The following is a 23,998-nucleotide window of genomic DNA, read 5'->3' on the forward strand; positions in this document are numbered from 1 at the left end:
TGGGCCGATATCAGCCCTCGCACTCGCGCCCCCTCCGCGCCGGCGGCAGCAGGAACGGCATCGTCCCCAGAACCCGTCGTGCCGCTGCGATCACCGCCTCGATCTCGGCCGTCGCTCCGCCGATGCGGTGGCCGGCGCAAAGCGCAGCATGCGCGAAGTCCGGCACGGCCCGCAGCTTCACGACCTGCCCGTCGGCGAGAGCAGACTCCATCAGCTTTACGGGCAGGAAGGCGGCGGCCACGCCCTCCTGAACCAGATGGGCGATGACCATCTGGCCCGTGCAGAAGTCCAGCCGGCGCGGCTTGACGTCTGCTGCGCTGAACCACTCGGTGATCTGCCGATGCATGGCCGATGGCGGCGGGTTCGTCAGGATCTGACAGTCCTGCAGATCGGCGGGCCGCACGATCGGGCCGAGGCCGAGGCTCTTGGCGGCGATCCATGCCGCCTCCTGGCGCCCGAGCTCGACCAGCCTGATCGCAACGCCGTCGCTGGGGTGGACCAGAAAGGCAACGTCGAGCCTGTGCTCGCGGAGTTCGTCCTCGAGCTGGGAGCTCGTGGCCACCGAGAGTTCCAGCCGCAGCCCTGGATAGAGCGATCCGAGGTCCTTGAGGATCAGCGTCAGGCAGGCGACCGCGAAGGTTTCGGGCATGCCGACCTTCACCGTGCCGTGAAGCGCCCCGGTCGATCCTGCGCGCTCGCGCATGCGGCCGAGCTCCTCGATGATCGAGATCGCATGCCCGAACAGCAGCTCGCCGTCCGGACTCAGGCGAAGCGTCGAGCCGGAGCGATCGAAAACCTTGACGCCCAGCTCATCCTGCAGGGATTTCAGCCGAAGCGACACGGTTGGCTGCGCGAGGAAAAGATGCCTCGCGGCCGCCTGCACCGAGCCGAGACGCGCGGTCCAGACAAAGGCCTCCAATTCCGCGATCGTCGGGCGCATTGAAAATTCCAATGTTGTCGCACGAGATAATCCAATTGGATTTGCGATTGCAATGCGGCTTACGCTGCCTGCCAGAAGTCGAATAATCGACCTTTTCAAGGGAGAGAGTGATGCAGCGACCGGTTCGTGTATTGGCGTTTCTGGCAGCCTTTGGAATGTCGGCGCTCGGCGCCCAGGCCCAGGATTTCCCGAAGATCAATCTCAAGGTCTCCGGCGGAAACCAGACGCAGAACCTGTTCCAGAAGGTCTACAAGCCGTTCTTCACCGAGACGCTCGCGGCAAAGACGAATGGCGCGATCACCACGACGTTCGGATCGCTCGAGGAACTCGGCCTGCGCGGCCCCGAGGTGCTGCGCCTGCTCCGGCAGGGCGTCTTTGATATCTCCGAGGCGACGATGTCCTACATGGCGGGCGAGGATTCCCGCTTCGACGGCCTCGATCTGCCCGGCGTGACCGTCGATATCGTCACGCAGCGCAAGGCTGCCGACGCCTTCCGCCCCGCGCTCGCCAAGACACTCGAGACGAAATACCACACCAAGCTGCTCAGCATGAGCCCGGTGGCGGCTCAGATGTTCTACTGCAAGGGCGAGATCACGGGGCTGGATTCGCTGCGCGGCAAGGCGGTGAGGACCTTCAACCGCGCGATGTCGCAGATGGTCGAGGGCGCCGGCGGCTCTTCGGTGAACGTCCCCTTCGCCGAAGTCATCCCGGCGATGCAGCGCGGCGTCGCGCAATGCGCGGTGACAGGCACGTCAGCCGGCAATACCGCACGCTGGTGGGAGGTGAGTGACCATCTCTATGCGCTGCCCATGGGCTGGTCGATGACGTTTTTCGGCGCCAATCTGAGCAGCTGGGCGAAGCTCGACGCGAAGACCCGCACCTTTCTCGAACAGCAGTTCGCCGAATTGGAGGATCGCATGTGGGCGCAGGCCGGCAACGACATCCAGGACGGCGTGAACTGCAACACCGGTCTCGGCCCCTGCAAGGACGGCATCGAAGCCAGTCCCAAGATGAAATTCGTCACCGTCTCCGAGCCGGACAAGGCGGCCGCGCAGAAGATCCTGCGCGAGCGGATCCTGCCCGATTGGGCCAAGCGCTGCGGCGCCGAATGCGTCGCCGAGTGGAACGCGACGGTCGGCAAGGTCGCGGGCATCGAGGCCAAGGCGCAGTAATCCGCGGGCTTTTCGGGGCACATTGCCATGAACACATTTCACGCGATCGTCGCGGCCATCTCGCTCTGGATGGCCCGCATCGGCGGCCTGATGCTCGTCGGATCCTCCGTGGTGATCACCATGGAGATCCTGGCGCGCAAGGTGATCCATATCCCGTTCAGCGTTGGCACGGAGCTGTCGAGCTATGCGCTCGCGATCTCCGCGAGCTGGGCCTTCAGCTATGCCCTGTTGAACCGCGCGCATGTCCGGATCGACGTGATCAGGAACTGGACGCCGCCGCTCATCAGATTCGCCCTGGATGTCCTCGCGCTCGGTGCGCTCGGCGCAGTCGCCCTCATCATGGCCTGGTTCGCCTGGGACACGGTCGCTACCTCATGGACCCTCAGTGCACGCGAGAACACCTCGCTGGGAACGTTGCTGGTCATCCCGCAGGGGCTCTGGTTCATCGGGCTGGTTTGGTTCGCCTTCGTCTGCGTGGAGCAGCTCGCCCTCGTCGCGCTCGCCCTCATGCGCGGTGACCGCGCAGCCGCTGCCGCAATGGTCACGACACCCGATGTCGCCGATGAAATCGAAGAGGCGCTCGACGCCGTCGACGCCCAGCCCGTGATCCAGAGATAACGGCCATGGTCCAGACCTCGCTCGGCCTCCTCATCCTCCTGCTCGGCCTCAGCATTCCCGTCGGCGCGGCGCTTCTGCTTCTGGCCTTGTCGCTGGGGGCGGCGTTCTCGCCGATGCCGATCTATCTCGCCATGGGCGAGGTCATCTGGTCGGCCTCGACCAATGCCATCCTCGTCAGCGTGCCGCTCTTCGTGCTGCTCGGGGAGATCCTGCTGCGCTCGGGCATGGCGGATCGACTCTATCGCTCGATGAGCCATTGGCTCGCCTGGCTCCCGGGCGGGCTGATGCACGCCAATATCGGTGCCTCGATGGTGTTTGCGGCGACCTCGGGTTCGAGCGTGGCGACGGCCGCGACCATCGGAACCGTCGCGACGCCGGTGATCAAGACCTACGGCTATGGCGAGAGGCTCTTCCTCGGCACCATTGCCGCCGGTGGCACGCTCGGCATCCTGATACCGCCATCGATCAATCTGATCATCTATGGCTGGCTGACGCAGACCTCCGTGCCGCAGCTCTATCTCGCCGGCTTCGTGCCCGGGATCGTGCTCGGGCTGATCTTCATGGCGACGATCCTGATCTGCTGCCTCGTCCGGCCGGAATGGCGCGGCCGCGCGATCGAGACCTCCTGGAAGGAACGCCTCGAGAGCCTGAGCGGACTTGTTCCTCCCGGGTTCATCTTCGTGATCGTGATCGGCAGCATCTATGCGGGCTTCGCGACCCCGACGGAATCGGCTGCGCTGGGCGTCGTCGTGGCGATCGCGTTGGCGGCGATCAACCGCAAGCTGTCTGTCAGGATGATCCTCGAAGCTCTGGATGGCACGATGCGGACCTCCGCCATGATCATGCTGATCGTGGCATCGGCTTTCTTCTTGAACTTCGTGCTGTCGGCGATCGGCCTCGTCGCGGCGCTGAACGGCTTCATCACCGGCCTCGGGCTCGGGCCGATGGGCACGCTGGTCGCGATCATCATCTTCTATCTCATTCTCGGCTGCTTCATGGAGCCGCTGCCGATGATGATCGTGACGATCCCGATCATCGTCCCCGTCGTGGTGCAGGCCGGCTTCGACCCGGTCTGGTTCGGCATCATGGTCGTGCTGCTGTGCGAGACCGCGATGATCACGCCGCCGGTCGGGGTTAACCTCTACGTCGTGCAGGGGGTGCGCGGGCGCGGCGTCATCAGCGACGTCATTCTCGGCGTTCTGCCCTTCATCGGAAGCCTGCTCCTGATGATCGTCCTGATCATCCTCGCCCCTGGCATCGTCATGTGGCTGCCACGCCTGATCGGCGCGCAGTGACCCTCGTCCAACGCCTGATCTTCAATTCGGAGAATGCTGTGAACTACCCGCGAACCGTGACAATGCGTGGCAAGTCGATCGAGATCACCGATGCCAAACGTGCCGCCCGTGTTGCCGAGATGCCGGAGATCGAATGGATCAAGGATCGCGACCTGCGCGACAAGGTCATCGATGCCTGGGTCGCAGCGCTCGAAGCCCATGGTTTCACGCAGATCGGCGACATGAAGCCGTCGGGCAATTACGACTCGAACCCGCTCCTGACAGGCACGCAATGCGACCATATGCGCTCGGTTTGCCGCCTCGCGGTCAAGACGGCCGAGGAGATGGCGGGCCTGTTCCCCAATTTCCGCTACGATCGCGATATCCTGATCGCGGGCGCGCTCTGCCACGACATCGGCAAGGTCTGGGAATTCCAGCCCGACAACGTCAAGCGCTGGAAGGGCGACTCATATGCCGTCGGCTTTCCATCGGTGCGCCATCCCGGATACGGGGTGTTCATCTGCTTCGCGATGGACCTGCCCGAGGCTGTCGCTCATATCGCCGCAGCGCACTCTGCCGAGGGCGAACTCCTCGAGCGCAGCCTGGAGAATACGATCGTTCATTGGGCCGATGTGACATTCTGGAAGACCGTGGAGGCCGGGCGCCAGTTTGCCGCCACGGACACCTGGCTCGACGGCATGACCGGTGGCGTCAGCGGGCAGCCAAGGTCTGCCAAGGCTTGATTGCACAAAGGACCCCGCCGCCTCGGCAAGGCGGGGTTTCGGCGAATTCACGCGAGCCTGTCGAAGCTGTCGGCGCGGGCGGCGTCCCAGTTGCGGCGATAGAAGGCGTGCTCGCACTCTCCGGAGGTGAGCTCGCCGGGCTCCAGAAAGACATGGAGATCGGAGAACAGGCGAATTTCTGTCGCGCTGACGCGGCGGACGAGGTGGTGGGGACCCAGATCGGACGGGTGGGTGAGGCCGGCTGCGGCCAGCATGTCCGCCAGAGCCTTGAGGGTGTTCGCGTGGAACAGGTGGACGCGCTGTGCCTTGTCCGGAACGACAAGCGCCCGCTGACGGATCGCATCCTGGGTCGCGACGCCTGTCGGGCAGCGATTGGTATTGCAAGACAGCGCCTGGACACAGCCCAAGGCGAACATGAAGCCGCGCGCCGCATTCGTCCAGTCCGCGCCGATCGCCAGCGCGCTGGCGATGTCGAAGGCGCTGACGATGCGTCCTGCGACTCCGATCTTCACCCTGTCGCGCAGCCCCGCGCCGACGAGGACGTTATGAACGAACAGCAGGCCTTCGCGCATCGGCAGGCCGATATGGTCGCTGAACTCCACCGGTGCGGCGCCGGTGCCCCCCTCGGCGCCATCGACAACGATGAAGTCCGGCACGATGCCGCTTGCCAGCATCGCCTTGACGATGCCCATGAACTCCCATGGATGGCCGAGGCAAAGCTTGAAGCCGACCGGCTTTCCGCCTGAAAGCGCGCGCAACTGCGCTATGAAATCCATCATTTCGAGCGGTGTCGAGAAGGCGCTGTGGTTCGACGGCGAGATGCAGTCGAGCCCAACCGGAACGCCTCGTGTCTCGGCGATCTCCGGGGAAACCTTCGGTGCCGGCAGGATGCCGCCGTGGCCGGGCTTGGCTCCCTGGCTCAGCTTGATCTCGATCATCTTCACCTGGGCGTCGGCCGCCTGGCGGGCGAAGCGGTCGGGATCGAAATTCCCCTGCTCGTCGCGGCAACCGAAATAGCCGCTCGCAACCTCCCAAACGATGTCGCCGCCCCCGGCGCGGTGGTAGGGGCTGATGCTGCCTTCGCCGGTGTCGTGGCTGAAATTCCCCAGACGCGCCCCGGTGTTCAGCGCGCGGATCGCGTTGGCGGAAAGCGAGCCGAAGCTCATGGCAGAGATGTTGAAGACCGAGGCCGAATAGGGCTGTCGGCATTGGTCGTTGCCGATGGTGATGCGGAAGCTGTCGGGATCCGCCACCGGCGCCGGGCGCGTCGAGTGCCCGATGAATTCATAACCCTCTCGATAGACGTCGAGCATGGTTCCGAAGGGGTGGTCGCCGGCGATGCCCTTGGCCCGGCGATAGACCAGCGAGCGTTGCGATCGGGAGAACGGGGCGGCTTCCTCGTCAGCCTCGAAAAGATACTGGCGCAACTCGGGACGGATCAGTTCCGCGAACCAGCGGATATGGCCGATCACCGGATAGTTGCGGCGGATCGCGTGGCCGGTCTGGACAAGGTCCCATAACCCCACGAGCGCCAGAAGAGCCGCGAGCACGCCGGGCACCCATAGCCAGTGATACCGGAAGGCCAGGGGGAGCGTCGAGAGCGCGACCAGAAGGCATAATGTGAGCGTCGTGAACCGACTCAATCGCAATGTCATATCCGAGAACCCGTCCGAACAGCAGCAGACCGTTGTAGCCGCGGCGCATCGCCATGACGAGTTGGCTGAACCGGGCGGCGGGACCTGAAAGGCCAGGGGCCCGGGCCCATGCCGATTCCCGTCTCAAGGGGGCAAACTTGCACCCCGAACACAGCTTCGGAGGGGCCTGCTCCCTTGGCCCGCTCCCTTTCGGGGGGCGATGCTCCCGATGAGCATCGCCGATCGTCAGATCGGCGGCCTTTTCGGATAAACCGCCGAGCCGCACAAGCCGCTTGACTCCGCTCCAAAAAAATAAATTATAATTTATAATATTGGAGGAGCCGGTGTTGAAGATTTCTCGACTCAGAGCCATTCAGCTCGAAGCGCGGTTCGCGGATGTGTTCGGCGGGATCGACAAGGTGCCGGCGGAATTGCTGGCCCCGGCCGCCCATTTTCGACGGATTCCGCGCACCGGCCAGGTCGCGACGCTCGTCGTCGTGGAAAGCAATGACGGGGCGATCGGCTATGGCGAGGCTTTCGGCCTGCCCCATGCCGGTGCAGCCACCGCGATCATCAATGGTGTCATCGCGCCAGCGCTGATCGGTGCGACGATCGCCGATCCCAGGGAGATGCTTGGCGATCTGGAGCGCTATTTCACGGCGATGGGCAGCACGCGCGGTCCGGCCATCGAGGCCCTGAGTGGCGTCGACATCGCCTTGTGGGATCTGAAGGCGCGGGTCGCCGGGCTGCCTTTGGCAACGCTGCTCGGCGGCTCGCCGGGACCGGTCGCGACCTATGTCAGCCCGGTCGGCTTCCAGGATCACCCCGACAAATCGGCGCGCGCGGCGCGTGTCTATCTCGATCAAGGCTATACCGCCATCAAGCTCAAGGTCGGCCGCGGCCTTGCGACCGACATCGAACACATCGCCGCCGTGCGCGGCGAGATCGGGCCGGGCGCGGCGCTCTATCTCGATGCCAATTGTGCCTATGACGTCGCGACGGCGATCACGGTCGCGAAGGCACTGACCCCTTATGACATTGGCTGGTTCGAGGAGCCCGTGCCGCCCGATGATCCGCAGGCGCTGGCGCAGGTTCGCAAGGCGTCGCCCGTGCCGATCGCGGCCGGTGAGAACGATTTCACGCTGGACGCTCACGCCAGGCTCGTCGCCGCCGATGCGGTCGATTTCCTGCAGCCCAACATCTCGCGTGCGGGCGGGGTATCCGGGCTGATGGCGATCGGCGCGCTCTGCGCGCGCTCCGGCATCGCCATGGCGCCCCATGGCGTCGGCACCTGCGTCGCCGTTTCGGCCGCCGTGCATACCTGCCGGGCCGCGCCTGCCGTCCATGCCTATGAGGCGAACCGCCTGCTGAACCCGCTGCGTGACAACATGGCGATGCGCCCGCTCATCACCGAAGGCGGTCAGCTCGTCGCCCAGGATGCCCCCGGTCACGGCGGCGAGCCGGATCTCGGGCGCTTGTCCCGCTACGCCGTAAACGGCCTGGGGGAGACAGAGGAGCGGGCCCATGTCCATCTTGGTGCGTAGCCCCGGCGACCTTGGCGAGCTCGTCGGCAAGCCCGGCGAGACGCTCGCCGAGACCTTGCGGCGCACGCTGCTCGACATGATCGTGTTCGGCTATTTCGAGCGGGGTGCGAGACTCTATCCCGAGAAGCTCGCCGAACATTTCAACGTCAGTCTGACGCCGGTGCGCGAGGCCCTGATGCGGCTCGCGGCGGAAGGCTTCATCGAGGTCATCCAGCGGCGCGGCTATCACATCCGCGATCCCGACGCCAAGCAGGTCCTGGACCTCTGGCAGGTACGGCTGGCGATCGAGCTGATGGCGGGCGAGCTGATGATCGAGCGGCTCAAGGACGGCACGCTCGACAGCACGGCGATCGACCGGATCGAGGAGGTCCAGCGGCGCCTCGAAGTCGATCCGCAAGCCATTTCGCACAAGGATCGGCACGAGCAGAACGCGAGCTTCCACCATCAGATCGTGGAGCTGAGCGGCAATGCGCTGCTGCTCTCGACCTATCGCGGCATCCAGATGCAGGTGCTCAACGCCTGGATCCAGCGCGGCATCGAATCCTGGCGCGGGCGACACGCCTCGGAGGCCGTCGAGCACCGGGCGATCCTCGCGGCGCTGCGCGACCGCAATCCGAATGACTACGCCAAGGCGGTGCGCGCCCATCTCGGCCGCTCGCTCAAGGATGCGCTGGCTGATCTCAAGGCCCGCAATCTGATCGAAGAACTCGCACAGAGCCGAACCTAATCGGCCATATTCTCGGGGAGGAACCCATGATGAAGAGACGTCAGCTTTTGAACACGCTCGCGGCTTTCGGCTGCGTGCTGGCGAGCGCATTGATTCCGCAGGCCCCGGCCTCGGCGCAGACGAAGACGATCCGAATGTGGACGTTCCTGAGCGCGACCGGGACGTCGCCGCGCGAGGTGGCGCTGGCGCAGATCATCAAGAATTACGAGGCTGCGAATCCCGGCACCAAGATCGTCGTCGAGACGCAGGTCTGGGATCAGATGACGCCGAAGTTCCTGGCCGCCCATCGCGCCGGCAATGCGCCCGACATCAGCTGGGTCGTCACCGATTTCCTCGGCGACGCGATCGGCTCGGGATCGCTTGCGGATCTCAACGAACTGTTCATCGGGAAATGGCCGGCCGAGCAGGTCAAGGACCATGCCAGCGCCTATTGGGACCTGACCAAGAAGGGCGACAAGCAATATGCGATGTTCGCCTCGCCGAACTACATCTCGATCGTCTACCGGGCGGACCTGCTGAAGGCCGCCGGCATCGACCCGGCCTCGATCAAGACCTGGGACGATCTCCGCACCGCCGCGGAAAAATTGACGGTGAAGAATGCCGCCGGCCAGGTGACGCGCTATGGCTTCGCCCAGGGCTTCAGCGAGCAGCAGGCCGACCCGCACATGATGATCCCCTATCTCCTGGGTGAGGGGGAGCAGCTGTTCAAGCCCGACGGCAAGGCCAATTTCGCGAGCCCCGCAGGCGTCGCGGCCATGACCTTCGCGACGGATCTGATCAAGAAATACAACGTCTCGCCGGCTCAATCGGCGACCTGGACGGTGGATGATCTGTTCGAGCAGTTCTCCTCCGACCGCGTCGCGATGATCCAGGGTCCGAGCGTGCGCGTCTCGACGCTCCAGGCCAAGCTCGGCAAGGAGAATGTTGGCCTGATGCTCTGGCCCGGGAATGGCAAGACCGCTCATTCCCCCGCCGTCATGGCCGGCTGGGCCGTCGGCGTCTGGTCCAAGGGCACGCAGAAGGCGGAGGCCGGCAAGTTCGTCGACTACATGCTCGGGGCGGAAGCCGAGAAGATCTGGGTCACTGTCGGCGGGCAATCGCCCCTGATGGCCTCGACGGCCAAGGCCGTAGCCTCCTTCGTCGACCAGCCCGGCAACGGCTATATCCGCGTCGCCGCCGAGGGCGCGAGCAAATATGGCTGGCTGACCCCGATCGCGTTCAATGTCGGCGGCTACCGTCAGGCGCTGAACAAGGCCACGCAGCGCATCATCGTGGAAGGCGTCCCCGTCAAGGCGGCCCTCGAAGAGGCGGAAACCCGCTTCAATCGCCAGAACAATCGCTGACGTCACCCGGGCGGAGCCCAAAAGGCTCCGCCTTCGACCGGGGATCGCTCTTGATGACGATGTATTCGCGCCTCACCGGCGTCAACTACGTGTTGCCTGCGATGGCGCTGCTGATGCTGGTGCTGTTCTCGCCGGTTCTCTACGGCTTCTGGTTCAGCCTGTTTCGCATCCAGTACGGCGCGCCGACGGACTTCGCCGGGTTGGAGAACTACGCGCGTCTGCTCGACGACCCCGTGCTTGCGGCCACGCTCGAGCGCAGCGCAGTGTTCACCTGCGCCGCCGTCGCGCTGACGCTGGTCATTGCGCTCGCCTTGGCGGTCTGGATCAACCGACTCGGCCAGCGGCTCGGCTTCGTCGTCCAGATGATCGTCATCCTGCCCTGGATCATCTCGACGGTGGTCGCCACCCTGCTGTTTCGCTGGGTCTTCGTCAGCGATATCGGGCTGGCGGGGTCGCTGGTCCGGATGGCGGGCATCGCCGACATGCAGCTTCTCAACAGTCCGGGCACCGCCATGGCCCTGCTGATCGGCGTCTCCGTCTGGAAGCGGCTCGGCTATGCCGTCATCATCCTGCTCGCCGGGCTCAAGGGCATTCCCGAGGACTATGAGGAAGCCGCCAAGATCGACGGCGCCAACCGCTGGCAGATCTTCTGGCTGATCGTCCTGCCATTGCTGAAGACGCCGCTGCTGCTGGTGACGATCGTGCTGACCCTGTCCAATCTCAACACCGTCGAGACGCCGCTCGTCCTGACCGGCGGCGGGCCGGGCGACGCGACGCGCATCCTGCCGATCGAGGTGTTCGAGCGCGCCTTCGTCAATTTCGACCTCGGCTCCGCCACCGCGCTCGCGCTGGCGATGTTTGCCGGCAACATCATCCTCGTTCTCGCCTATGTCCGCCTCGCGAAGTGGAAGGCGTGATGAGCACCGCGTCTTCCGCCACGCATCCCAGGCCGGTCGCCGCGCAGCACGCTGCCGTGCCGGGCCGGTCCCGCATCGTCCTGCCCGGCATGCTGGGTCTGGTGATCGCCAGCCTGTTCACGGTGCTGGCTGGCCTCAACCTGCTGCCCCTGTTCTGGGGTGTGCTGACCTCGCTCAAATCGCAACCGGACCTGTTCAGGACGCCTCCGGTCCTGCTCGATTTCATCCCGACGGCCGAAAACTACCAGCGCGTCGTCGAGAGCGGCTTTCTCGGCAACATGCGGGTCAGCGTGTTCTACAGCGTGGTCACCGTGGCGAGCGTGCTGGCGCTGGCCCTGCCTGCCGCCTATGCCTTCGACCGTTTCGATTTCCCGCTGCGCCGGGCGCTGTTCATGCTCGTGGTCGCGAGCATTCCGCTGTCGCTCGGCGCGGCCGCGCTGCTGATTCCGAACTATCTCTATTTCACGCGGCTGGGCCTGACCAATTCCTGGTTCACGCTGCCGCTGATCTACACCGCCTATCAGCTCCCGATGGCGATCTGGATCGTCAAGGGCTCGCTCGAGAGCATCCCGCGCGAACTGGACGAGGCCGCGATCATCGACGGTGCCACGCATTTCCAGATTTTGACGCGCGTGATGCTCCCTTTGACGCGCCCGGCATTGGGAGCGGCGGGTGTGCTGACCTTCGTTGCCTGCTGGAACGAGTTCGTCGCAGGCTCGGTGATGATCGACACCCCGGCGCTGCGGCCGATCCAGCCCGCGATCTACAACTTCATCGGCTATTTCGGGCGCGAATGGGGGCCGCTGACGGCGTCCGCGACGCTCGCCATTCTCCCCATCCTCATCGCATTCGCCCTGCTCAGCCGCCTGATCGTGTCCGGCCTGACCAAGGGCTCGGTCAAGGGCTGAGACATGCATACCGTCTTGAATATCGGCTGCGACGAAGCCGAGCGCGTCATCGCAGCCGCGGCGAGAGAAGCCGCGCAGATGGGCGTGCCGCAGAATATCGCGATCGTCGACGCCGCCGGTCATCTCGTCGCGTTCCGGCGCATGGACGGCGCCAAGTTCACCTCGATCGAGATCGCGCTGGCGAAGGCCTTCAGCGCGTCGGGCGCGCAGGTCGAGACCAGGGCGATCGCCGCGCGCACCCTGCCGGGCGAGTCCGGCTTCGGCCTCCAGAATCTGCATGGCGGGCGCTTCACCACGCTGGCGGGCGGGATACCGCTGCGCGTCGGGACACGGGTGGTCGGCGCGATCGGCGTGAGCTCCGGCTCGACGGTCCAGGATCAGCAGGTGGCCGAAGCCGGTGCTGCCGCCTTCGAGGCACTCGGCCTCGCTGGCTGATCTGCACCTCTCTCAGTCCACGCTAGCATCGTGAGCCAAACCATGTGGGACATCATCATCGTGGGCGGCGGTTCGGCCGGCTGCGTCCTGGCCAATCGCCTGTCAGCCGATCCCGTGCGAAAGGTCCTGCTGATCGAGGCCGGGCGCGATCTCAAGCCGGGTGAGGAAGGCGCGGCGATCCTGGACACCTATCCCGGCAAGGCGGCGTTCGACCCTCAGAACCATTGGCCGGACCTGATGGTCCAGACGCAGCCGCATCTGCACAACGCGACGAACCGGCCGCCGCCCAAGCGCTATGAACAGCCGATGCTGATCGGCGGCGGCTCCAGCATCAACGGCCAGATCGCCAATCGTGGCACGCCCGATGATTACGACGAATGGGGACAGGCCGGTGCAGCGGGCTGGGACTGGAGCTCGGTGCTGCCCTATTTCATCAAGGCCGAAACGGACCTGGACTATGCGGGGCCGCTGCACGGCAAGGCGGGGCCGATCCCGATCCACCGGATCCCGCGAGAACGCTGGCCGGCCTTTTCCATCGCGGCCGAAGCCGCCATGGAGGCGCAGGGCTTTCCCGATATCAAGGATCAGAACGGCGCGTTCGGGGACGGCCATTTCGCAATGACCTTGTCGAACAACAGCGGGCAGCACCGCGTCTCGACCGCGATGGCCTATCTCGATGCCGCGACCCGGCGCCGGCCCAATCTGACGGTCATGACCGACACCCATGTCCTGTCGCTGGCGATGGAAGGCAGGCAGGTCGTCGGCGTCGACATCGCGAAGGGGAACGGGCAGGAGCGGTTGGCGGCGCGCGAGGTCGTTGTCTCATCGGGCGCCATGCATTCGCCGGCCCTGCTGATGCGCTCCGGCATCGGGCCGGGAGGGCATCTGCGCTCGCTCGGCGTCGAGGTTCGAGCCGACCTACGCGGCGTCGGCGCCAATCTGCAGGAGCATCCCGGCATCTCGCTCTCGGGCTATATCAAGCCGGCCGCGCGGCTGGGCAATTCGACACGCCGGCACATCCATGTCGGCATGCGCTACAGCTCCGGCATCGAGGATTGCGGGCCCTCGGACATGTTCCTGATGGTTGCGGCGAAGTCGGCCTGGCATCCGCTGGGCCCGCGGATCGGCACGATCATCTCCTGGATCAACAAGGCGCATTCGCGCGGCGCGGTGCGGCTGGTCTCATCGGATCCGCGCCAGGAAGCGACTGCCGACTTCAACTATCTCTCCGACTATCGCGATCTCCAGCGCATGGGCGCGGCGGTGCACCTGCTCGCGAAGCTCTTCGCCACCCGTCCGCTGGCGGATATCGTCGAGATGCCGGGCGCTTCGAGCTATAGCGGCTTTGCCAAGTCGCTGGGCCGGCAGACGCTGCGCAACTACCTGATCACAGCGCCAATCGCGCTCGCGATCGATGCCCTGCCGCCGCTGCGAAAACTGTTCTTCCAGCGCGCCGTCTCCAGCGGCATCAGCTTGCAATCGCTGCTCAACGAGCCGGATATCCTGGAGGCCTATGTCAAGGCCCATGCCTTCGGCCAATGGCACTGCTGCGGCACCTGCCGGATGGGCGCGGCCGATGATCCCGATGCGGTCGTCGATGGGGCGACCGGGCGCGTCCATGGCGTGGGCGGCCTCAGCGTCGTCGACGCATCGATCATGCCGACCGCGCCGCGCGCGAACCTCAACCTCCCCGTGATCATGATCGCGGAGCGGATGGCCGACCTGATCATGGCGCGGTCGAGCTAGGCCGCGGGAGACCGCGCCACGCATCCTGTCGCGTCATCAGGCTCGCGACAGTTCGGCCGCCACCAGTGCTCCGATCGCCGGCAAGAAGCTCTCGTCCTCGGCGATGGTCTCGCCCTGGGTGAAGACGGTGAGCCGGAATTCCTGTCCCGCAGGCAGGATGGCCCGCAGCGTGTCATGACGGCGGAAGGAGGCGCGGTCGTCGCCGAGCCAGCGCGTGCGGCCGGCCTTGGACCAGATCTGCGTGCCCTGCGGCAGCGCATCGCCGAGATAGCCGAGGAGCTGGTAGATGCCGCGGCCGCGCTCGGGATGATCGGCATCGCGCGCGAGATGGTCGCGGATAACGGCAAGGCGCGCTGGCGGCAGCAGGGCGGAGTCGCTGAAGATCTCGTGCATCAATCGCGCCATCGCGATCGGCGTCAGGCAGTTGTGCCCGGCTGCCGAGCGGTCGAGCGCGATCTTCTCCCGGCCGTAGCGCAGGTCGTCCATCAGCTTCTGGTTGAGATTGATGCCGGCGAACTCCGGCCAGCCCAGCCCGGCGAAGATCCGGTTGATCTCCTCGCGGCGCTCGCACCAGGCGCTCATCTCCTCGTCGCTCAGCAGGGTATCCCCGGTCGTACCCGTCAGCAGGTCGATGATGTAGTTCGTCGCTGAGTTCGATGACCACAGGATCATGTCGCGCATGGCCCGGTCGAGCTCGCCATGGGCGGAAAGCTGCCCGTCCTCCAGCCGCAATTGCGCGGCGATGAGGTGGAACACCTTCACCAGCGAGCAGGGATAGGCGCGCCAGTCCTGTCGCAGCGCGGCGCCGATGGGCTTGCCGCCTTCCTGGCCGGGCTGGGTCAGGACATAGGCGAACTGCGCGAAGGGGACGTTGTGCGCGGCATAGATCGGGGCGGCATGGGCCTCGATCAGGGCGCCGATCCGCTTGAGGTCGGAACTGTCGGTGAAGAAGCTCATGGTCGTCTCGCGAAGCAGGTCATCGGGGAGATGGGTCAGCCCTTGGGGCGCAAGGCCGTGTCGAGTCCCTCGCCGATCAGGGCGAAGGTCACGCCGGTGTAGATGATGGCGAGGCCGGGAGCGGTCGCGATCCACCAGGCGTCGAACATGAACTGGCGCCCGTCGGCGATCATCAGCCCCCATTCCGGCGTCGGCGGCTGGATGCCGAGGCCTAGGAAGGAGAGAGAGGTCACGGCCAGGATCGTCAGCACGACATCGGCCATGGCGTAGACGATCGACGGCGTCACCGCGTTGGGCAGGATATGCGCGGCGATGATGCGGGTATCGCTCGAGCCGAAGCTGCGCGCCGCCTGCACATATTCGAGCTCGCGCAGCACCAGCACCTCGCCGCGGGTGATGCGGGCAAACGAGATCCAGTTCACCAGCAGGAAGGCGAGATAGAGATTGGCCTCGCCGGGCCCGAGCACGCCGACGATGGCGATCACCAGCACATGGAAGGGAAAGGCCCAGAAGATGTCGGTGATGCGCATGATCACGGTATCGACCCGCCCGCCGACGAAGCCTGCGAGTGCGCCGATCGCGATGCCGAGGAGCGCCGGCGCCATGACGCAGACCAGCGCGACCCGCAGGTCGACCAGTCCGCCGGCCATGACCCGCGAGGCGACGTCGCGGCCGAGATCGTCGGTGCCGAACCAGTGCTTGGCGGAAGGCGGCAGCAGCGTGTTGCCGTAATCGACCAGGAAGGGGTCGTGCGGCGTCCAGACTTGGCCCAGTCCGACGAGCAGGGCGAGCAGCAGGAGCATGACGAGGCCGACGAGGAGCGTCGGGTCGAGGCGGCGTTTGCTCATCGCTTCAATCCAGCCTGATGCGCGGATCGGCCAGCGCATAGGCGATGTCCGTCGCGAGATTGATCAGGACCACCAGCACGGCGAAGACGATCGTCAGCCCCTGGATCATCGGATAGTCGCGGGCGAAGATCGACTCGACGAAGAGCGAGCCGAGGCCGGGCAACGCGAAGACGGTCTCGATCACCACCGTCCCGCCGATCACCCAGCTGGTATGGGCACCGAGCACCGAGATCGAGCTGATCAGCGCGTTCGGCAGCACATGGACGCGCATGGTGCGCCCGGTCGCGTTGCCCTTGGCGCGGGCGGTGGTGACATAGTCCGAGCCGAGCACGTTGAGGATGCCGCTGCGCAGGCTGCGGATCGTCAGCGAGGCCGTCGCCAGAGCGATCACGAAAGCCGGCAGCGTCAGGTGATGCAGGCGCGAGAACAGGCCGGTGCCATAGCCCGAGGTCGGAAACAACGGCACCCAGATGGCGAGGATGACGACCAGCACGAGTCCGAGCCAGAAGGAGGGGATCGCGAGCAGCACCGTGAAGACGAGCTTGACCAGAACGTCCGGCGCCCGGTCGCGCTTCACGGCCGACCACAGCGCCAGCGGGATCGTCAGCACGACCGCGATCACGGTCGAGTAGGCGACGAGCCAGAGTGTCGCCGGCAGGCGCTCCAGCACCAGCGAGATCACCGGCTGGCCGTAGACGACCGAGCGGCCGAGGCTGCCGGACAGGATGTCGCCGAGGAAGAGCAGGTACTGCCGCCACAGCGGCAGGTCGAGCCCGAGCCGCAGCTTCATCGCGGCGATTTCCTCTGCCCCGCCGCGCGCGCCCAGCAGCAGCGTCGCCGGATCGCCCGGCAACGCCCTGAGCAGGAAGAAGCAGGCCAGCGTGATGCCGAACAGCACCGGGACGAGCTGGACGAACCGCTTGAGAATATAGGTCAGCATGGCAGCGGGCCTGGGGGCAGGGCGGCCGGAGGCCGCCCCGTCCTCACTTTATGCCCCGTCCTCACTTCATCTTGACGTCTTCGAGGCGGAAATTGCCGGTCGGCAGGACTTCGAACCCGCTGACATTGCTGCGATAGGCATAAGGCGTGCCGGGATAGAACAGGAAGATCGATGGCGCGCCCTCATGCGAGAGCTTGACCATCTCCCTGAACATCGCGCCGCGCTCGGGGCCATCCTTGGTGGCGCGCTCCTTCGCATAGAGCTCGTTGACGCGCTCGTTCTTCCACTCGGTGTGGTAGGCGTTGGCGCGCTCCGGATTGACGATCAGGAAGCCGGCCATCTGGTCGGGGTCGATCGTGTCGCTGGAGGCGTATGAGACGGCCATCTCGTAGTCGCCGGCCTTGGTGGTCGACCAATGCGTGCCGCCCTCGACGAGGCGGATCTCGGCGGTGACGCCGATCTGCGCCAGCGCGCTCTGCAGCGCCTGGCCGAGCTGGCGATGCAGCGGCCGGCCCGAATGCACCAGGAGCGAGGTCTTGAAGCCGTCGCCATAGCCGGCTTCCTTGAGCAGGGCCTTGGCCTTGGCGACGTCATGCGCATAGGGCTTGAGGTCGGGGTCGGCATAGGCCATCAGCGGCATCGGCGAGTTCGCGACCTTGCCGGCGCCGTAGAGGAGCGCCTTGACCAGCCCTTCCTTGTCGATGGCGTAGTTCAGCGCCTGGCGGACGCGGACATCGTCGAAGGGCTTCTTCTTGGTGTTCAGCAGCACGAAATCGGTGCGCAGCACATTGGCGACCGCGGTCTTGATCGTGCCGGCGCGGCCGAGGCTCTGCATCTGGTTCAGCGGGATCTCGAGGGCGGCGTCGATCTCGCCGGCCTGCAGTTTCAGCACGCGGCTGTTGCCCTCGGGCAGGACCATGATCTCGGCGCCGTCGAGGCTCGGCTTGCCGGCCTGCCAGTAATGCGCATTCTTCTTCAGCGAGAGCGCCTGCCCCTTGTTCCAGGCCGTGACGGTGAAGGGGCCGGAGCCGATCGGCTTCTCGAAGAACTTGTCGGGCGCGGCCTCGAAGGCCTTCTGCGGCAGGATCGCCGAGGAGAACAGGGCGAGGTTGTTCAGCAACGGCGTGAACACGGTCTTCAGCTTGAGCACGACGGTGCGCTCGTCGGGCGTCTCGATGGCGTCGATGCCGGAGAAGAAGCGCTTCCAGCTCGACGCGTCGCTGCCGGCGCGCTTGAGCGAGAAGGCGACGTCGGCGGCGGTGACGGGCGTGCCGTCCGAGAACTTCGCTGCCCTGAGCTTGAAGCTGTAGGTCAGGCCGTCATCGCTGACCGTCCAGCTTTCGGCGAGGCCTGGCTCCAGCTTGCTGGCATCCGTGCTCGGGCGCAGCAAGGTGTCGTAGATCAGCAATTGCGCATAGATCGACGGGTTGTCGCTGGTCGCGATCGGGTCGAGCGAGACGAGGTCCTGCGTCTGCGCGAGCTTGAGAACGCCCTGCGCGAAGGCGCTGGAGGGCGCGATGGTCAGAGCCGGGCCGAGAATGGAAAGCGCGAGCGCGGCAGCCGACACCATGGAGCGGAACGTGGTCATGGAGATCCCCTGATCTTGGCCGCTCTGCCGGCGGCAGCTTGCAACCTCCCACGGGCGCGCCTAGTCTCGCAAATGAAACATTCGGCAAGTTTATCAACCAAACGGAATAGCCTGGATGAGGCTCGGCGCGCTGCAGGTGATCGATGCCTTCGTTCGGCTTGGCGGCACCGGTGAAGCGGCGCAGGCCCTCGGTGTCAGCCAGTCGGCCGTGATCAAGGCCTTGCGTCTTGCCGAAAGGGAACTCGATCTCAGTCTCGTTGCGATCGTCCAGGGCCGGCTGACGCCAACCCCCGAGGCGCTGGAGCTGAACCGGCTCGCACGCCCGGCCTTCGGGGCTCTGCGCCGGGCGCACCACGAAGCCGACATGGTCCGCGTCGGCATGGCCGACCGCCTGCGGATCGCGACAGTGCCGGGATTGGCGCACAGCATCCTGCCGCCCGCCATCGCCGGCGCGCGCAGCGACCTGGCCGATCGCGCCGCCGTCGAGGTGATGTTCGACCATGTTCGCGACCACCTCAGCGCCAATGAAGTCGATCTCGCGATTTCCTACGGCCCGATGGCGACCGAAGGATTGCGGGATATCGTGCTGCGCAGCAGCCCGCTGGTCTGCGTGCTCGACGAGGCGCATCCGCTCGCATCCCATGACAGGCTGTCGCGCGACAATCTCGAAGGTGAGCGCCTGATCAGCTACGGGCCCGATGGCATCAGCCTGGCCGACAGCTTTCAGGACGCGCTGGGCCGGATCGGCCTGTCGGACCGGATCGCGATCACCGTCCGCCATACCGACAGCGCCTGCCACCTGGCACGCGAGGGCGTCGGCATCGCCGTCGTCGACGGCTTCGTCATCAGCAGCGGCCTGACGCAGGGGCTTGCGGTCCGCCCGCTCGACGACAGCCCCCTGGTCACCGCCTTTGCGCATCATCGCGATGGCGCACCGCTCGACCCTGCTGCGCATGTCCTGCTCGAGCATCTCGTGGGAGGCGGCGCATGAAGGCATTGACGCCGTCTCACGCGACAGTGCTGCGCGCGGTCGAGCGTTGCGGCACCACTGTCGAGGCCGCGCGCCAGCTCCATCTGACGCAATCGGCGGTCAGCAAGATCATTGCCCGCAGCGAGGCGACGCTCGGCATCCCGGTCTTCGATCGCAGCGATGGTCGCCTCGTCTTGCGTCCTCAGGCCCGCAGCCTGATGTCGGCGCTGGGTCATGTCGAGGACGAATGGCACATCTTGCGCGAAGCCGTCGGCGATCTACGGTCCGGGCGCGCTTTGCCGCTGCGGATCGCTTCGACGCCCAGCATCGGCCAGGGGCTGATCGCGCAGGCGATCAGGCGACTGGTGACGGAATATCCCCAGGCCCGCATCGAATTGATTATGGGCGATGCGCCGACGGAGCTGTCGAAGGGCGCTGCCGATCTCGGCGTGATGTTCTCGCCCCGCGTCACCGACGACATCGCCCTGACGCCGTTTGCCCGGGCCTCGATCATCGCCCTCGTTCGCGAGGACGATCCGCTGGCGCGTCGCGGCCAGGTCAGCCTGCCCGAGCTCAGGGACCGGCGGCTGATCTGCTTCGATCGCGAGAAATCGCCGCTGGGCTGGCTAATCGCGCGCGCCCATGAACAGGCTGGTCTCGACTACGCGCCGTTCATGACGGTGCCTTACAGCATTTCCGCCGCCCATCTGCTGGCGCGCCAGGGCGATGTCATCCTCATCGACAGCCTGCTGACCCAGGCCCAGCGCTTCGAGGGGCTGGTCCGGCTGGATGTGACGCCGGAACTGCCGATCACCATCTGCCTGATGACGGTGCGGAGCCGCCCCTTGGCCCGTCTCGCAGCGCGTTTCGTCGAGATCCTGGTCGAGGGGCAAGGCAGTGGGCCCGTTCCGGATGCGGCGCCTTAGGGGCGCCCGGCCGATCCTCCCGTGCGATCGACGTTCTTTCAGTTGCGCAGAAGGCACCGCCGGTGACAGTCAGTCGCAATGCCGATTCTCAGCGACATCCCGGCCGATATCCGGCGCGCGGCCTGCGCCTTCCACGAGGCCGGCCATATCGTCGTCGGCTGGGAGCATCGGCGCCACATCACCCATGCCTGGCTGCGTCCGCCTTATGGCTTTTCCGGCGAGACCTGCTTCGAGCCTTACAAGCGAGGATTTCAGGCCGACAATCCGGTCGACCGCCAGAGGGCCGAGATCGAGATCATCATCCTCTCCGCCGGCCATTGCGGAGAGATGATCTATTGGAACGAGGCGGGGCTGAAATGGTATCCGGGCGCGATCGCCTCTCATGAGGATGATCTTCGGCAGATGACACCCTACATCGCGCTTCTGCGGCCGCAGGACGAGGCCGTGCTGCGAGCCCGTTGTGTGACGGCCGCCACGGCTATCCTCTACCGACCGCCGATGCTGGTGGCCCAGGCGGCCATCGCCCGGCGATTGTCCGAGCGACGCCGCATCGATCGCGACGAGGTCGAGGAGATCATCAGGCGCGCGACGAACGGAGCGCCGCGCGTCTGATGGAATATCCGGCGTTACGCCGCCTTCTTGCCGGCGTCGAACGGGACTTCGATATCGACGGCGAGGGTCGAGACCTGGGCGCCGCGCTCCATCCGGACGCTGACCTTGTCCTCGTCGATCTGCATATGCTTGGAGATCGCGCGCAGGATTTCGTCGCGCAGCTTGCCGAGCAGGTCGGCATCGCCGCCAGTCGCGGCGCGCTCATGGGCGAGCAGCACCTGCAGCCTTTCGCGGGCCGCCGGAGCGGAGCGCGGGCGGGAGAAGAGACGAAGCAGGTTCATGCCGCCTTCCTTCCGAAGAACTTGCCGAAGAAGCCGCGCTTCTCGCCGGGGACCGAGACGGGGAGAGCCTCGCCCTTGAGCCGGCGCACGGCATCGAAATAGGCGACGGAGGGTGCGCTGGCCTGGTCGGCCAGCGTCACCGGCGAGCCGATATTGGAGGCACGCAGCACGTCCATGCTCTCGGGAATGATGCCGAGCAGCGGGATCGACAGGATTTCGAGGACGTCGTCGACCTTCAGCATGTCGCCGCGCTCGGCCCGCAGCGGATCGTAGCGGGTCAGCAGCAGGTGCTTCTCCATGTGCTCGCCATTCTCGGCCTTGAGCGTCTTGGAATCGAGCAGGCCGATGATCCGGTCGGAATCGCGCACCGAGGACACTTCCGGATTGGTCACGACGATCGCGATATCGGCATGGCGCATGGCCAGCGTCGCGCCGCGCTCGATGCCGGCGGGGCTGTCGCAGATCACCCAGTCGAAGGAGGACTTGAGCGCGCCGATGACAGCCTCGACGCCCTTTGCGGTCAGGTTGTCCTTGTCGCGGGTCTGCGAGGCCGGCAGCAGGTAGAGCGTCTCGACCCGCTTGTCGCGGATCAGCGCCTGGGTGAGCTTGGCCTCGCCCTGGATGACGTTGACGAGGTCGTAGACCACCCGCCGCTCGGCGCCCATGACCAGGTCGAGATTGCGCAGGCCGACGTCGAAATCGACGACCACGACCTTGTCCCCGCCCTGGGCGAGCGCGGCGCCGAGCGCGGCCGACGATGTCGTCTTGCCGACGCCGCCCTTGCCCGATGTGACGACGATGACCTTGCCCATTGACCGCTCCTTTCTGATTGTTGATGCCTTCGCCTCAGGCGAGCGCTTCGACCTTGAATGTTTCGCCGTCGAGCCAGATCTGCACGGGCTTGCCGCGGAATTCCGGGCCCATGTCCTCGGCCGTCTTGTAGAAGCCGTCGATCGCGATCAGCTCGGCCTCGAGCTTGCGGCAGAAGATGCGCGACGCTCCGTTGCCCATCGTGCCGGCCATCGCCCGCCCGCGCAGGGTGCCGTAGACATGGATCGAGCCGCCCGCGACGATTTCGGCGCCGGAGGCGACCGAGCCGATGACGGTGACGTCGCCTTCGAGGAAGACCAGCGACTGGCCCGAGCGCACCGGCTGCGTCACGATGATCGACGGCACCGCCTTGGGCAGGTCGGGTACGACCGGCTCGGCGATGGCGACCTCGACCGTGGCCGTCTCTGCCGCAGCGACCGGGGGCTCGAAATCGGCGGTCGGGCGACCATCGGCCATTGCCGGCGGCAGGTCCGAGCCGAGCAAAGCGGGGGATGCGCCTTCGATCCCCATGATCCGCACCTGGCGCGTGCCGAGCTGGCTGACGAAGGTGCGAAGCTGCGCCCGGTCGATCTCCAGCCCGGTGATGTCGAGCACGACGGGGCGCCGCAGGAAGAAGCCGGCGGAGCGCGAGGCGAGATCGTCGAGCCGCGCCAGCCAGTCCTCGAAGGGCAGCTCCGGGGTCAGCGTCAGCGCAAGATAGGACCGCCCCTTGAGGCGGATGGGCCGGGGTTGAGTTAACACGTCGGTTATCTTGGTAAATTTTCGGTTGCTTCGGTGTATCGAGAGAATGGTTAACAGAGTGTAAACCGGAGCCCCGAAGCGCCTCGCCCGATGCGGTCTGTGCGAAGCTGTCCACATCTCGTTGGCGCGGCGCCGAGCTGGCAAAAACGGCGCAGAAACTGCTGCCGTCATGCTCGCCCTTGTGGCGAGCATCCACGTCTTGAACACCGCATTTTATGAGGGAAGGCGTGGATGGTCGGGGCAGGTCCGACCATGACGGAAGCGATGCGACGAGTGATTCCGTCGGCCGTCTCTACCCCTGAAACACTTCCGGATAGGCATAGAGCCCCGGTGCGCCGCCGGTATGCCAGAACATCACGGTCTCATCGGGGCCGATGGCGCCGCTGCGGACCAGTGCGATGAGCCCGGCCATCGCCTTTCCGGTATAGACGGGATCGAGCAGGATGCCCTCGGTCCGCGCGACCAGTTCGACGGCCTCGGTCATCGCCGGCGTCGGCTGGCCATAGCCGGGGCCGACCTGCGAATCATCGATCTCAAGCGCGACCTGCTTGCCCCGCTGCCGGCCTTCCAGCGCGTAGATGTCCTCAACCAGCCCGGAGACGATGGCGCCCGCCTGCTCGGTCGAGCGGGAGACGCTGACGCCCTGCACACGACAGGAGAGCCCGGCATCCTCGACGCCGGCGAGGATGCCGGCATGGGTGCCGCCGCTGCCCGTCGGCACGACGATATGATCGATGCCGACACCTTCGGCCTTCGCCTGTCCGGCCAGTTCCAGAAGGGCGTCGCGATAGGCGAGACTGCCCAGCGCATTGGAACCGCCAACCGGGATGAAATAGGGGCGCTTTCCCTGCGCTTTCAGGCCGGCCACGGCCTCGTTTGCTATGGCGGTCGCATCGCCGCCCGCCGGGAGCAGGCGGATCTCGGCGCCAAAAATCCGGTCGAGCAGCCAGTTGCCGTTGGTCCGGTAGGCTTCGCTGCGATTCGCCACCGAATCGGTCAGCAGCAGCACGCAGGCCAGGCCGTTACGGGCGGCTGCCGCGGCGGTCTGGCGGGCATGGTTGGATTGGATCGCACCCATGGTGACGAGCGTATCGGCGCCCTGCTTCAGGGCCTCCGCGACGAGATATTCGAGCTTGCGCACCTTGTTGCCGCCGCCGGCGAAGCCGGTGCAGTCATCGCGCTTCATCCAGATCGATGGACCTACGCCGTTACGGGCGAGAGCCTGCGACAGGCGAGGCAGTTGCTCGAAAGGTGTCGGCAGCAGCGCCAGTCTGATCGTTTCACGTTGATTCATCCCGGCAGG

24 protein-coding genes are annotated in these 23,998 nt (G+C 65.9%); 14 read left to right on the forward strand and 10 right to left on the reverse strand.

Features of this window, described 5'->3' with window-relative positions:
- Positions 1-10 precede the first annotated feature (10 nt).
- Complete coding sequence (locus ACWIEX_RS01060; protein WP_454031307.1) at positions 11-940, reverse strand: LysR family transcriptional regulator; 930 nt, start codon at positions 938-940, stop codon at positions 11-13.
- A gap of 110 nt (positions 941-1,050) precedes the next feature.
- Here ACWIEX_RS01060 and ACWIEX_RS01065 point away from each other — a divergent pair, with 110 nt between their 5' ends.
- From ACWIEX_RS01065 to ACWIEX_RS01080, 4 genes are read left to right on the forward strand one after another with little or no spacing between them, the layout of a single operon-like run.
- Positions 1,051-2,112 (forward strand): TRAP transporter substrate-binding protein, encoded by a 1,062-nt coding sequence (locus tag ACWIEX_RS01065; RefSeq protein WP_454031308.1) that lies wholly within the window; start codon positions 1,051-1,053, stop codon positions 2,110-2,112.
- A gap of 27 nt (positions 2,113-2,139) precedes the next feature.
- Positions 2,140-2,730, forward strand: a complete 591-nt coding sequence (locus tag ACWIEX_RS01070; RefSeq protein WP_454031309.1) for a TRAP transporter small permease subunit — start codon at positions 2,140-2,142, stop codon at positions 2,728-2,730.
- Between the two features lie 5 nt (positions 2,731-2,735).
- A complete protein-coding gene (locus ACWIEX_RS01075; protein WP_454031310.1) occupies positions 2,736-4,025 on the forward strand; it encodes a TRAP transporter large permease in 1,290 nt (429 codons plus the stop codon).
- Positions 4,026-4,063: 38 nt separating this feature from the next.
- Positions 4,064-4,747 (forward strand): HD domain-containing protein, encoded by a 684-nt coding sequence (locus ACWIEX_RS01080; protein WP_454031311.1) that lies wholly within the window; start codon positions 4,064-4,066, stop codon positions 4,745-4,747.
- Positions 4,748-4,794: 47 nt separating this feature from the next.
- Here ACWIEX_RS01080 and ACWIEX_RS01085 read toward each other — a convergent pair whose 3' ends face one another.
- Positions 4,795-6,402, reverse strand: coding sequence for an FMN-binding glutamate synthase family protein (locus ACWIEX_RS01085; RefSeq protein ID WP_454031312.1), 1,608 nt, complete (start codon positions 6,400-6,402; stop codon positions 4,795-4,797).
- A 326-nt stretch (positions 6,403-6,728) separates the two neighbouring features.
- On the opposite strand from ACWIEX_RS01085, the gene ACWIEX_RS01090 reads away from it, so the two are divergent.
- Genes ACWIEX_RS01090 through ACWIEX_RS01120 form a run of 7 tightly spaced genes read left to right on the forward strand, consistent with a single transcriptional unit; the run spans position 6,729 to position 14,001 of the window.
- Positions 6,729-7,925, forward strand: coding sequence for a mandelate racemase/muconate lactonizing enzyme family protein (locus ACWIEX_RS01090; RefSeq protein WP_454031313.1), 1,197 nt, complete (start codon positions 6,729-6,731; stop codon positions 7,923-7,925).
- Positions 7,906-8,652, forward strand: coding sequence for a GntR family transcriptional regulator (locus ACWIEX_RS01095; RefSeq protein ID WP_454031314.1), 747 nt, complete (start codon positions 7,906-7,908; stop codon positions 8,650-8,652). Before ACWIEX_RS01090 ends, ACWIEX_RS01095 begins: the two co-directional genes overlap by 20 nt.
- 26 nt (positions 8,653-8,678) lie before the next feature.
- Complete coding sequence (locus ACWIEX_RS01100; RefSeq protein WP_454031315.1) at positions 8,679-9,995, forward strand: ABC transporter substrate-binding protein; 1,317 nt, start codon at positions 8,679-8,681, stop codon at positions 9,993-9,995.
- 53 nt (positions 9,996-10,048) lie between these two features.
- Entirely contained in the window at positions 10,049-10,912 is an 864-nt protein-coding gene (locus tag ACWIEX_RS01105) for a carbohydrate ABC transporter permease (protein ID WP_454031316.1), read from the forward strand.
- The gene (locus tag ACWIEX_RS01110; RefSeq protein WP_454031317.1) at positions 10,912-11,820 is read left to right on the forward strand and encodes a carbohydrate ABC transporter permease; all 909 of its coding nucleotides are present in this window, start codon (positions 10,912-10,914) and stop codon (positions 11,818-11,820) included. Before ACWIEX_RS01105 ends, ACWIEX_RS01110 begins: the two co-directional genes overlap by 1 nt.
- 3 nt (positions 11,821-11,823) lie before the next feature.
- Positions 11,824-12,255, forward strand: a complete 432-nt coding sequence (locus ACWIEX_RS01115) for a GlcG/HbpS family heme-binding protein (RefSeq protein WP_454031318.1) — start codon at positions 11,824-11,826, stop codon at positions 12,253-12,255.
- A 30-nt stretch (positions 12,256-12,285) separates the two neighbouring features.
- Positions 12,286-14,001, forward strand: coding sequence for a GMC family oxidoreductase (locus ACWIEX_RS01120; RefSeq protein ID WP_454031319.1), 1,716 nt, complete (start codon positions 12,286-12,288; stop codon positions 13,999-14,001).
- Between the two features lie 36 nt (positions 14,002-14,037).
- On the opposite strand, the gene ACWIEX_RS01125 is transcribed toward ACWIEX_RS01120, so the two are convergent.
- The 4 genes from ACWIEX_RS01125 to ACWIEX_RS01140 all read right to left on the reverse strand — a co-directional run bounded on the left by ACWIEX_RS01125 (position 14,038) and on the right by ACWIEX_RS01140 (position 18,334).
- Positions 14,038-14,958, reverse strand: coding sequence for a serine hydrolase (locus tag ACWIEX_RS01125; protein WP_454031320.1), 921 nt, complete (start codon positions 14,956-14,958; stop codon positions 14,038-14,040).
- A gap of 35 nt (positions 14,959-14,993) precedes the next feature.
- A complete protein-coding gene (locus tag ACWIEX_RS01130) occupies positions 14,994-15,806 on the reverse strand; it encodes an ABC transporter permease (RefSeq protein ID WP_454031321.1) in 813 nt (270 codons plus the stop codon).
- A 4-nt stretch (positions 15,807-15,810) separates the two neighbouring features.
- The gene (locus ACWIEX_RS01135) at positions 15,811-16,746 is read right to left on the reverse strand and encodes an ABC transporter permease (protein ID WP_454031322.1); all 936 of its coding nucleotides are present in this window, start codon (positions 16,744-16,746) and stop codon (positions 15,811-15,813) included.
- A 61-nt stretch (positions 16,747-16,807) separates the two neighbouring features.
- Positions 16,808-18,334: an ABC transporter substrate-binding protein gene (locus tag ACWIEX_RS01140; protein WP_454031323.1), complete on the reverse strand. Its 1,527-nt coding sequence runs from the start codon at positions 18,332-18,334 to the stop codon at positions 16,808-16,810.
- A gap of 115 nt (positions 18,335-18,449) precedes the next feature.
- Here ACWIEX_RS01140 and ACWIEX_RS01145 point away from each other — a divergent pair, with 115 nt between their 5' ends.
- From ACWIEX_RS01145 to ACWIEX_RS01155, 3 genes are all read left to right on the forward strand, one after another.
- Positions 18,450-19,325, forward strand: coding sequence for a LysR family transcriptional regulator (locus ACWIEX_RS01145; RefSeq protein ID WP_454031324.1), 876 nt, complete (start codon positions 18,450-18,452; stop codon positions 19,323-19,325).
- Positions 19,322-20,230 (forward strand): LysR family transcriptional regulator, encoded by a 909-nt coding sequence (locus ACWIEX_RS01150; protein ID WP_454031325.1) that lies wholly within the window; start codon positions 19,322-19,324, stop codon positions 20,228-20,230. Before ACWIEX_RS01145 ends, ACWIEX_RS01150 begins: the two co-directional genes overlap by 4 nt.
- A gap of 78 nt (positions 20,231-20,308) precedes the next feature.
- A complete protein-coding gene (locus ACWIEX_RS01155; RefSeq protein ID WP_454031326.1) occupies positions 20,309-20,842 on the forward strand; it encodes a hypothetical protein in 534 nt (177 codons plus the stop codon).
- A gap of 14 nt (positions 20,843-20,856) precedes the next feature.
- Here the strand turns inward: ACWIEX_RS01155 and minE are convergent, their stop codons facing one another.
- The 4 genes from minE to ACWIEX_RS01175 all read right to left on the reverse strand — a co-directional run bounded on the left by minE (position 20,857) and on the right by ACWIEX_RS01175 (position 23,989).
- Positions 20,857-21,123, reverse strand: a complete 267-nt coding sequence (gene minE / locus ACWIEX_RS01160) for a cell division topological specificity factor MinE (RefSeq protein ID WP_113585162.1) — start codon at positions 21,121-21,123, stop codon at positions 20,857-20,859.
- Positions 21,120-21,935, reverse strand: coding sequence for a septum site-determining protein MinD (gene minD, locus ACWIEX_RS01165; RefSeq protein WP_454031327.1), 816 nt, complete (start codon positions 21,933-21,935; stop codon positions 21,120-21,122). The genes minE and minD overlap by 4 nt, the downstream gene beginning before the upstream one ends.
- Positions 21,936-21,969: 34 nt before the next feature.
- Entirely contained in the window at positions 21,970-22,704 is a 735-nt protein-coding gene (gene minC / locus ACWIEX_RS01170) for a septum site-determining protein MinC (protein ID WP_454033434.1), read from the reverse strand.
- Positions 22,705-22,987: 283 nt separating this feature from the next.
- Positions 22,988-23,989, reverse strand: coding sequence for a D-cysteine desulfhydrase family protein (locus ACWIEX_RS01175; RefSeq protein ID WP_454031328.1), 1,002 nt, complete (start codon positions 23,987-23,989; stop codon positions 22,988-22,990).
- Positions 23,990-23,998: the final 9 nt, after the last annotated feature.

The organism is Allobosea sp. NPDC055353, assembly GCF_053644975.1.

What these genes read in the sequence shown, in the direction of transcription:
- ACWIEX_RS01145 (WP_454031324.1), top strand. Translation starts at nt 18,450, where the DNA reads ATGAGGCTCGGCGCGCTGCAGGTGATCGATGCCTTCGTTCGGCTTGGC.
- ACWIEX_RS01140 (WP_454031323.1), bottom strand. Translation starts at nt 18,334, where the DNA reads ATGACCACGTTCCGCTCCATGGTGTCGGCTGCCGCGCTCGCGCTTTCC.
- ACWIEX_RS01125 (WP_454031320.1), bottom strand. Translation starts at nt 14,958, where the DNA reads ATGAGCTTCTTCACCGACAGTTCCGACCTCAAGCGGATCGGCGCCCTG.
- ACWIEX_RS01150 (WP_454031325.1), top strand. Translation starts at nt 19,322, where the DNA reads ATGAAGGCATTGACGCCGTCTCACGCGACAGTGCTGCGCGCGGTCGAG.
- ACWIEX_RS01130 (WP_454031321.1), bottom strand. Translation starts at nt 15,806, where the DNA reads ATGAGCAAACGCCGCCTCGACCCGACGCTCCTCGTCGGCCTCGTCATG.
- minE (WP_113585162.1), bottom strand. Translation starts at nt 21,123, where the DNA reads ATGAACCTGCTTCGTCTCTTCTCCCGCCCGCGCTCCGCTCCGGCGGCC.
- ACWIEX_RS01100 (WP_454031315.1), top strand. Translation starts at nt 8,679, where the DNA reads ATGATGAAGAGACGTCAGCTTTTGAACACGCTCGCGGCTTTCGGCTGC.
- ACWIEX_RS01175 (WP_454031328.1), bottom strand. Translation starts at nt 23,989, where the DNA reads ATGAATCAACGTGAAACGATCAGACTGGCGCTGCTGCCGACACCTTTC.
- minD (WP_454031327.1), bottom strand. Translation starts at nt 21,935, where the DNA reads ATGGGCAAGGTCATCGTCGTCACATCGGGCAAGGGCGGCGTCGGCAAG.
- ACWIEX_RS01075 (WP_454031310.1), top strand. Translation starts at nt 2,736, where the DNA reads ATGGTCCAGACCTCGCTCGGCCTCCTCATCCTCCTGCTCGGCCTCAGC.
- ACWIEX_RS01070 (WP_454031309.1), top strand. Translation starts at nt 2,140, where the DNA reads ATGAACACATTTCACGCGATCGTCGCGGCCATCTCGCTCTGGATGGCC.
- ACWIEX_RS01105 (WP_454031316.1), top strand. Translation starts at nt 10,049, where the DNA reads ATGACGATGTATTCGCGCCTCACCGGCGTCAACTACGTGTTGCCTGCG.
- ACWIEX_RS01065 (WP_454031308.1), top strand. Translation starts at nt 1,051, where the DNA reads ATGCAGCGACCGGTTCGTGTATTGGCGTTTCTGGCAGCCTTTGGAATG.
- ACWIEX_RS01095 (WP_454031314.1), top strand. Translation starts at nt 7,906, where the DNA reads ATGTCCATCTTGGTGCGTAGCCCCGGCGACCTTGGCGAGCTCGTCGGC.
- ACWIEX_RS01115 (WP_454031318.1), top strand. Translation starts at nt 11,824, where the DNA reads ATGCATACCGTCTTGAATATCGGCTGCGACGAAGCCGAGCGCGTCATC.
- ACWIEX_RS01060 (WP_454031307.1), bottom strand. Translation starts at nt 940, where the DNA reads ATGCGCCCGACGATCGCGGAATTGGAGGCCTTTGTCTGGACCGCGCGT.
- ACWIEX_RS01155 (WP_454031326.1), top strand. Translation starts at nt 20,309, where the DNA reads ATGCCGATTCTCAGCGACATCCCGGCCGATATCCGGCGCGCGGCCTGC.
- ACWIEX_RS01135 (WP_454031322.1), bottom strand. Translation starts at nt 16,746, where the DNA reads ATGCTGACCTATATTCTCAAGCGGTTCGTCCAGCTCGTCCCGGTGCTG.
- ACWIEX_RS01085 (WP_454031312.1), bottom strand. Translation starts at nt 6,402, where the DNA reads ATGACATTGCGATTGAGTCGGTTCACGACGCTCACATTATGCCTTCTG.
- ACWIEX_RS01110 (WP_454031317.1), top strand. Translation starts at nt 10,912, where the DNA reads ATGAGCACCGCGTCTTCCGCCACGCATCCCAGGCCGGTCGCCGCGCAG.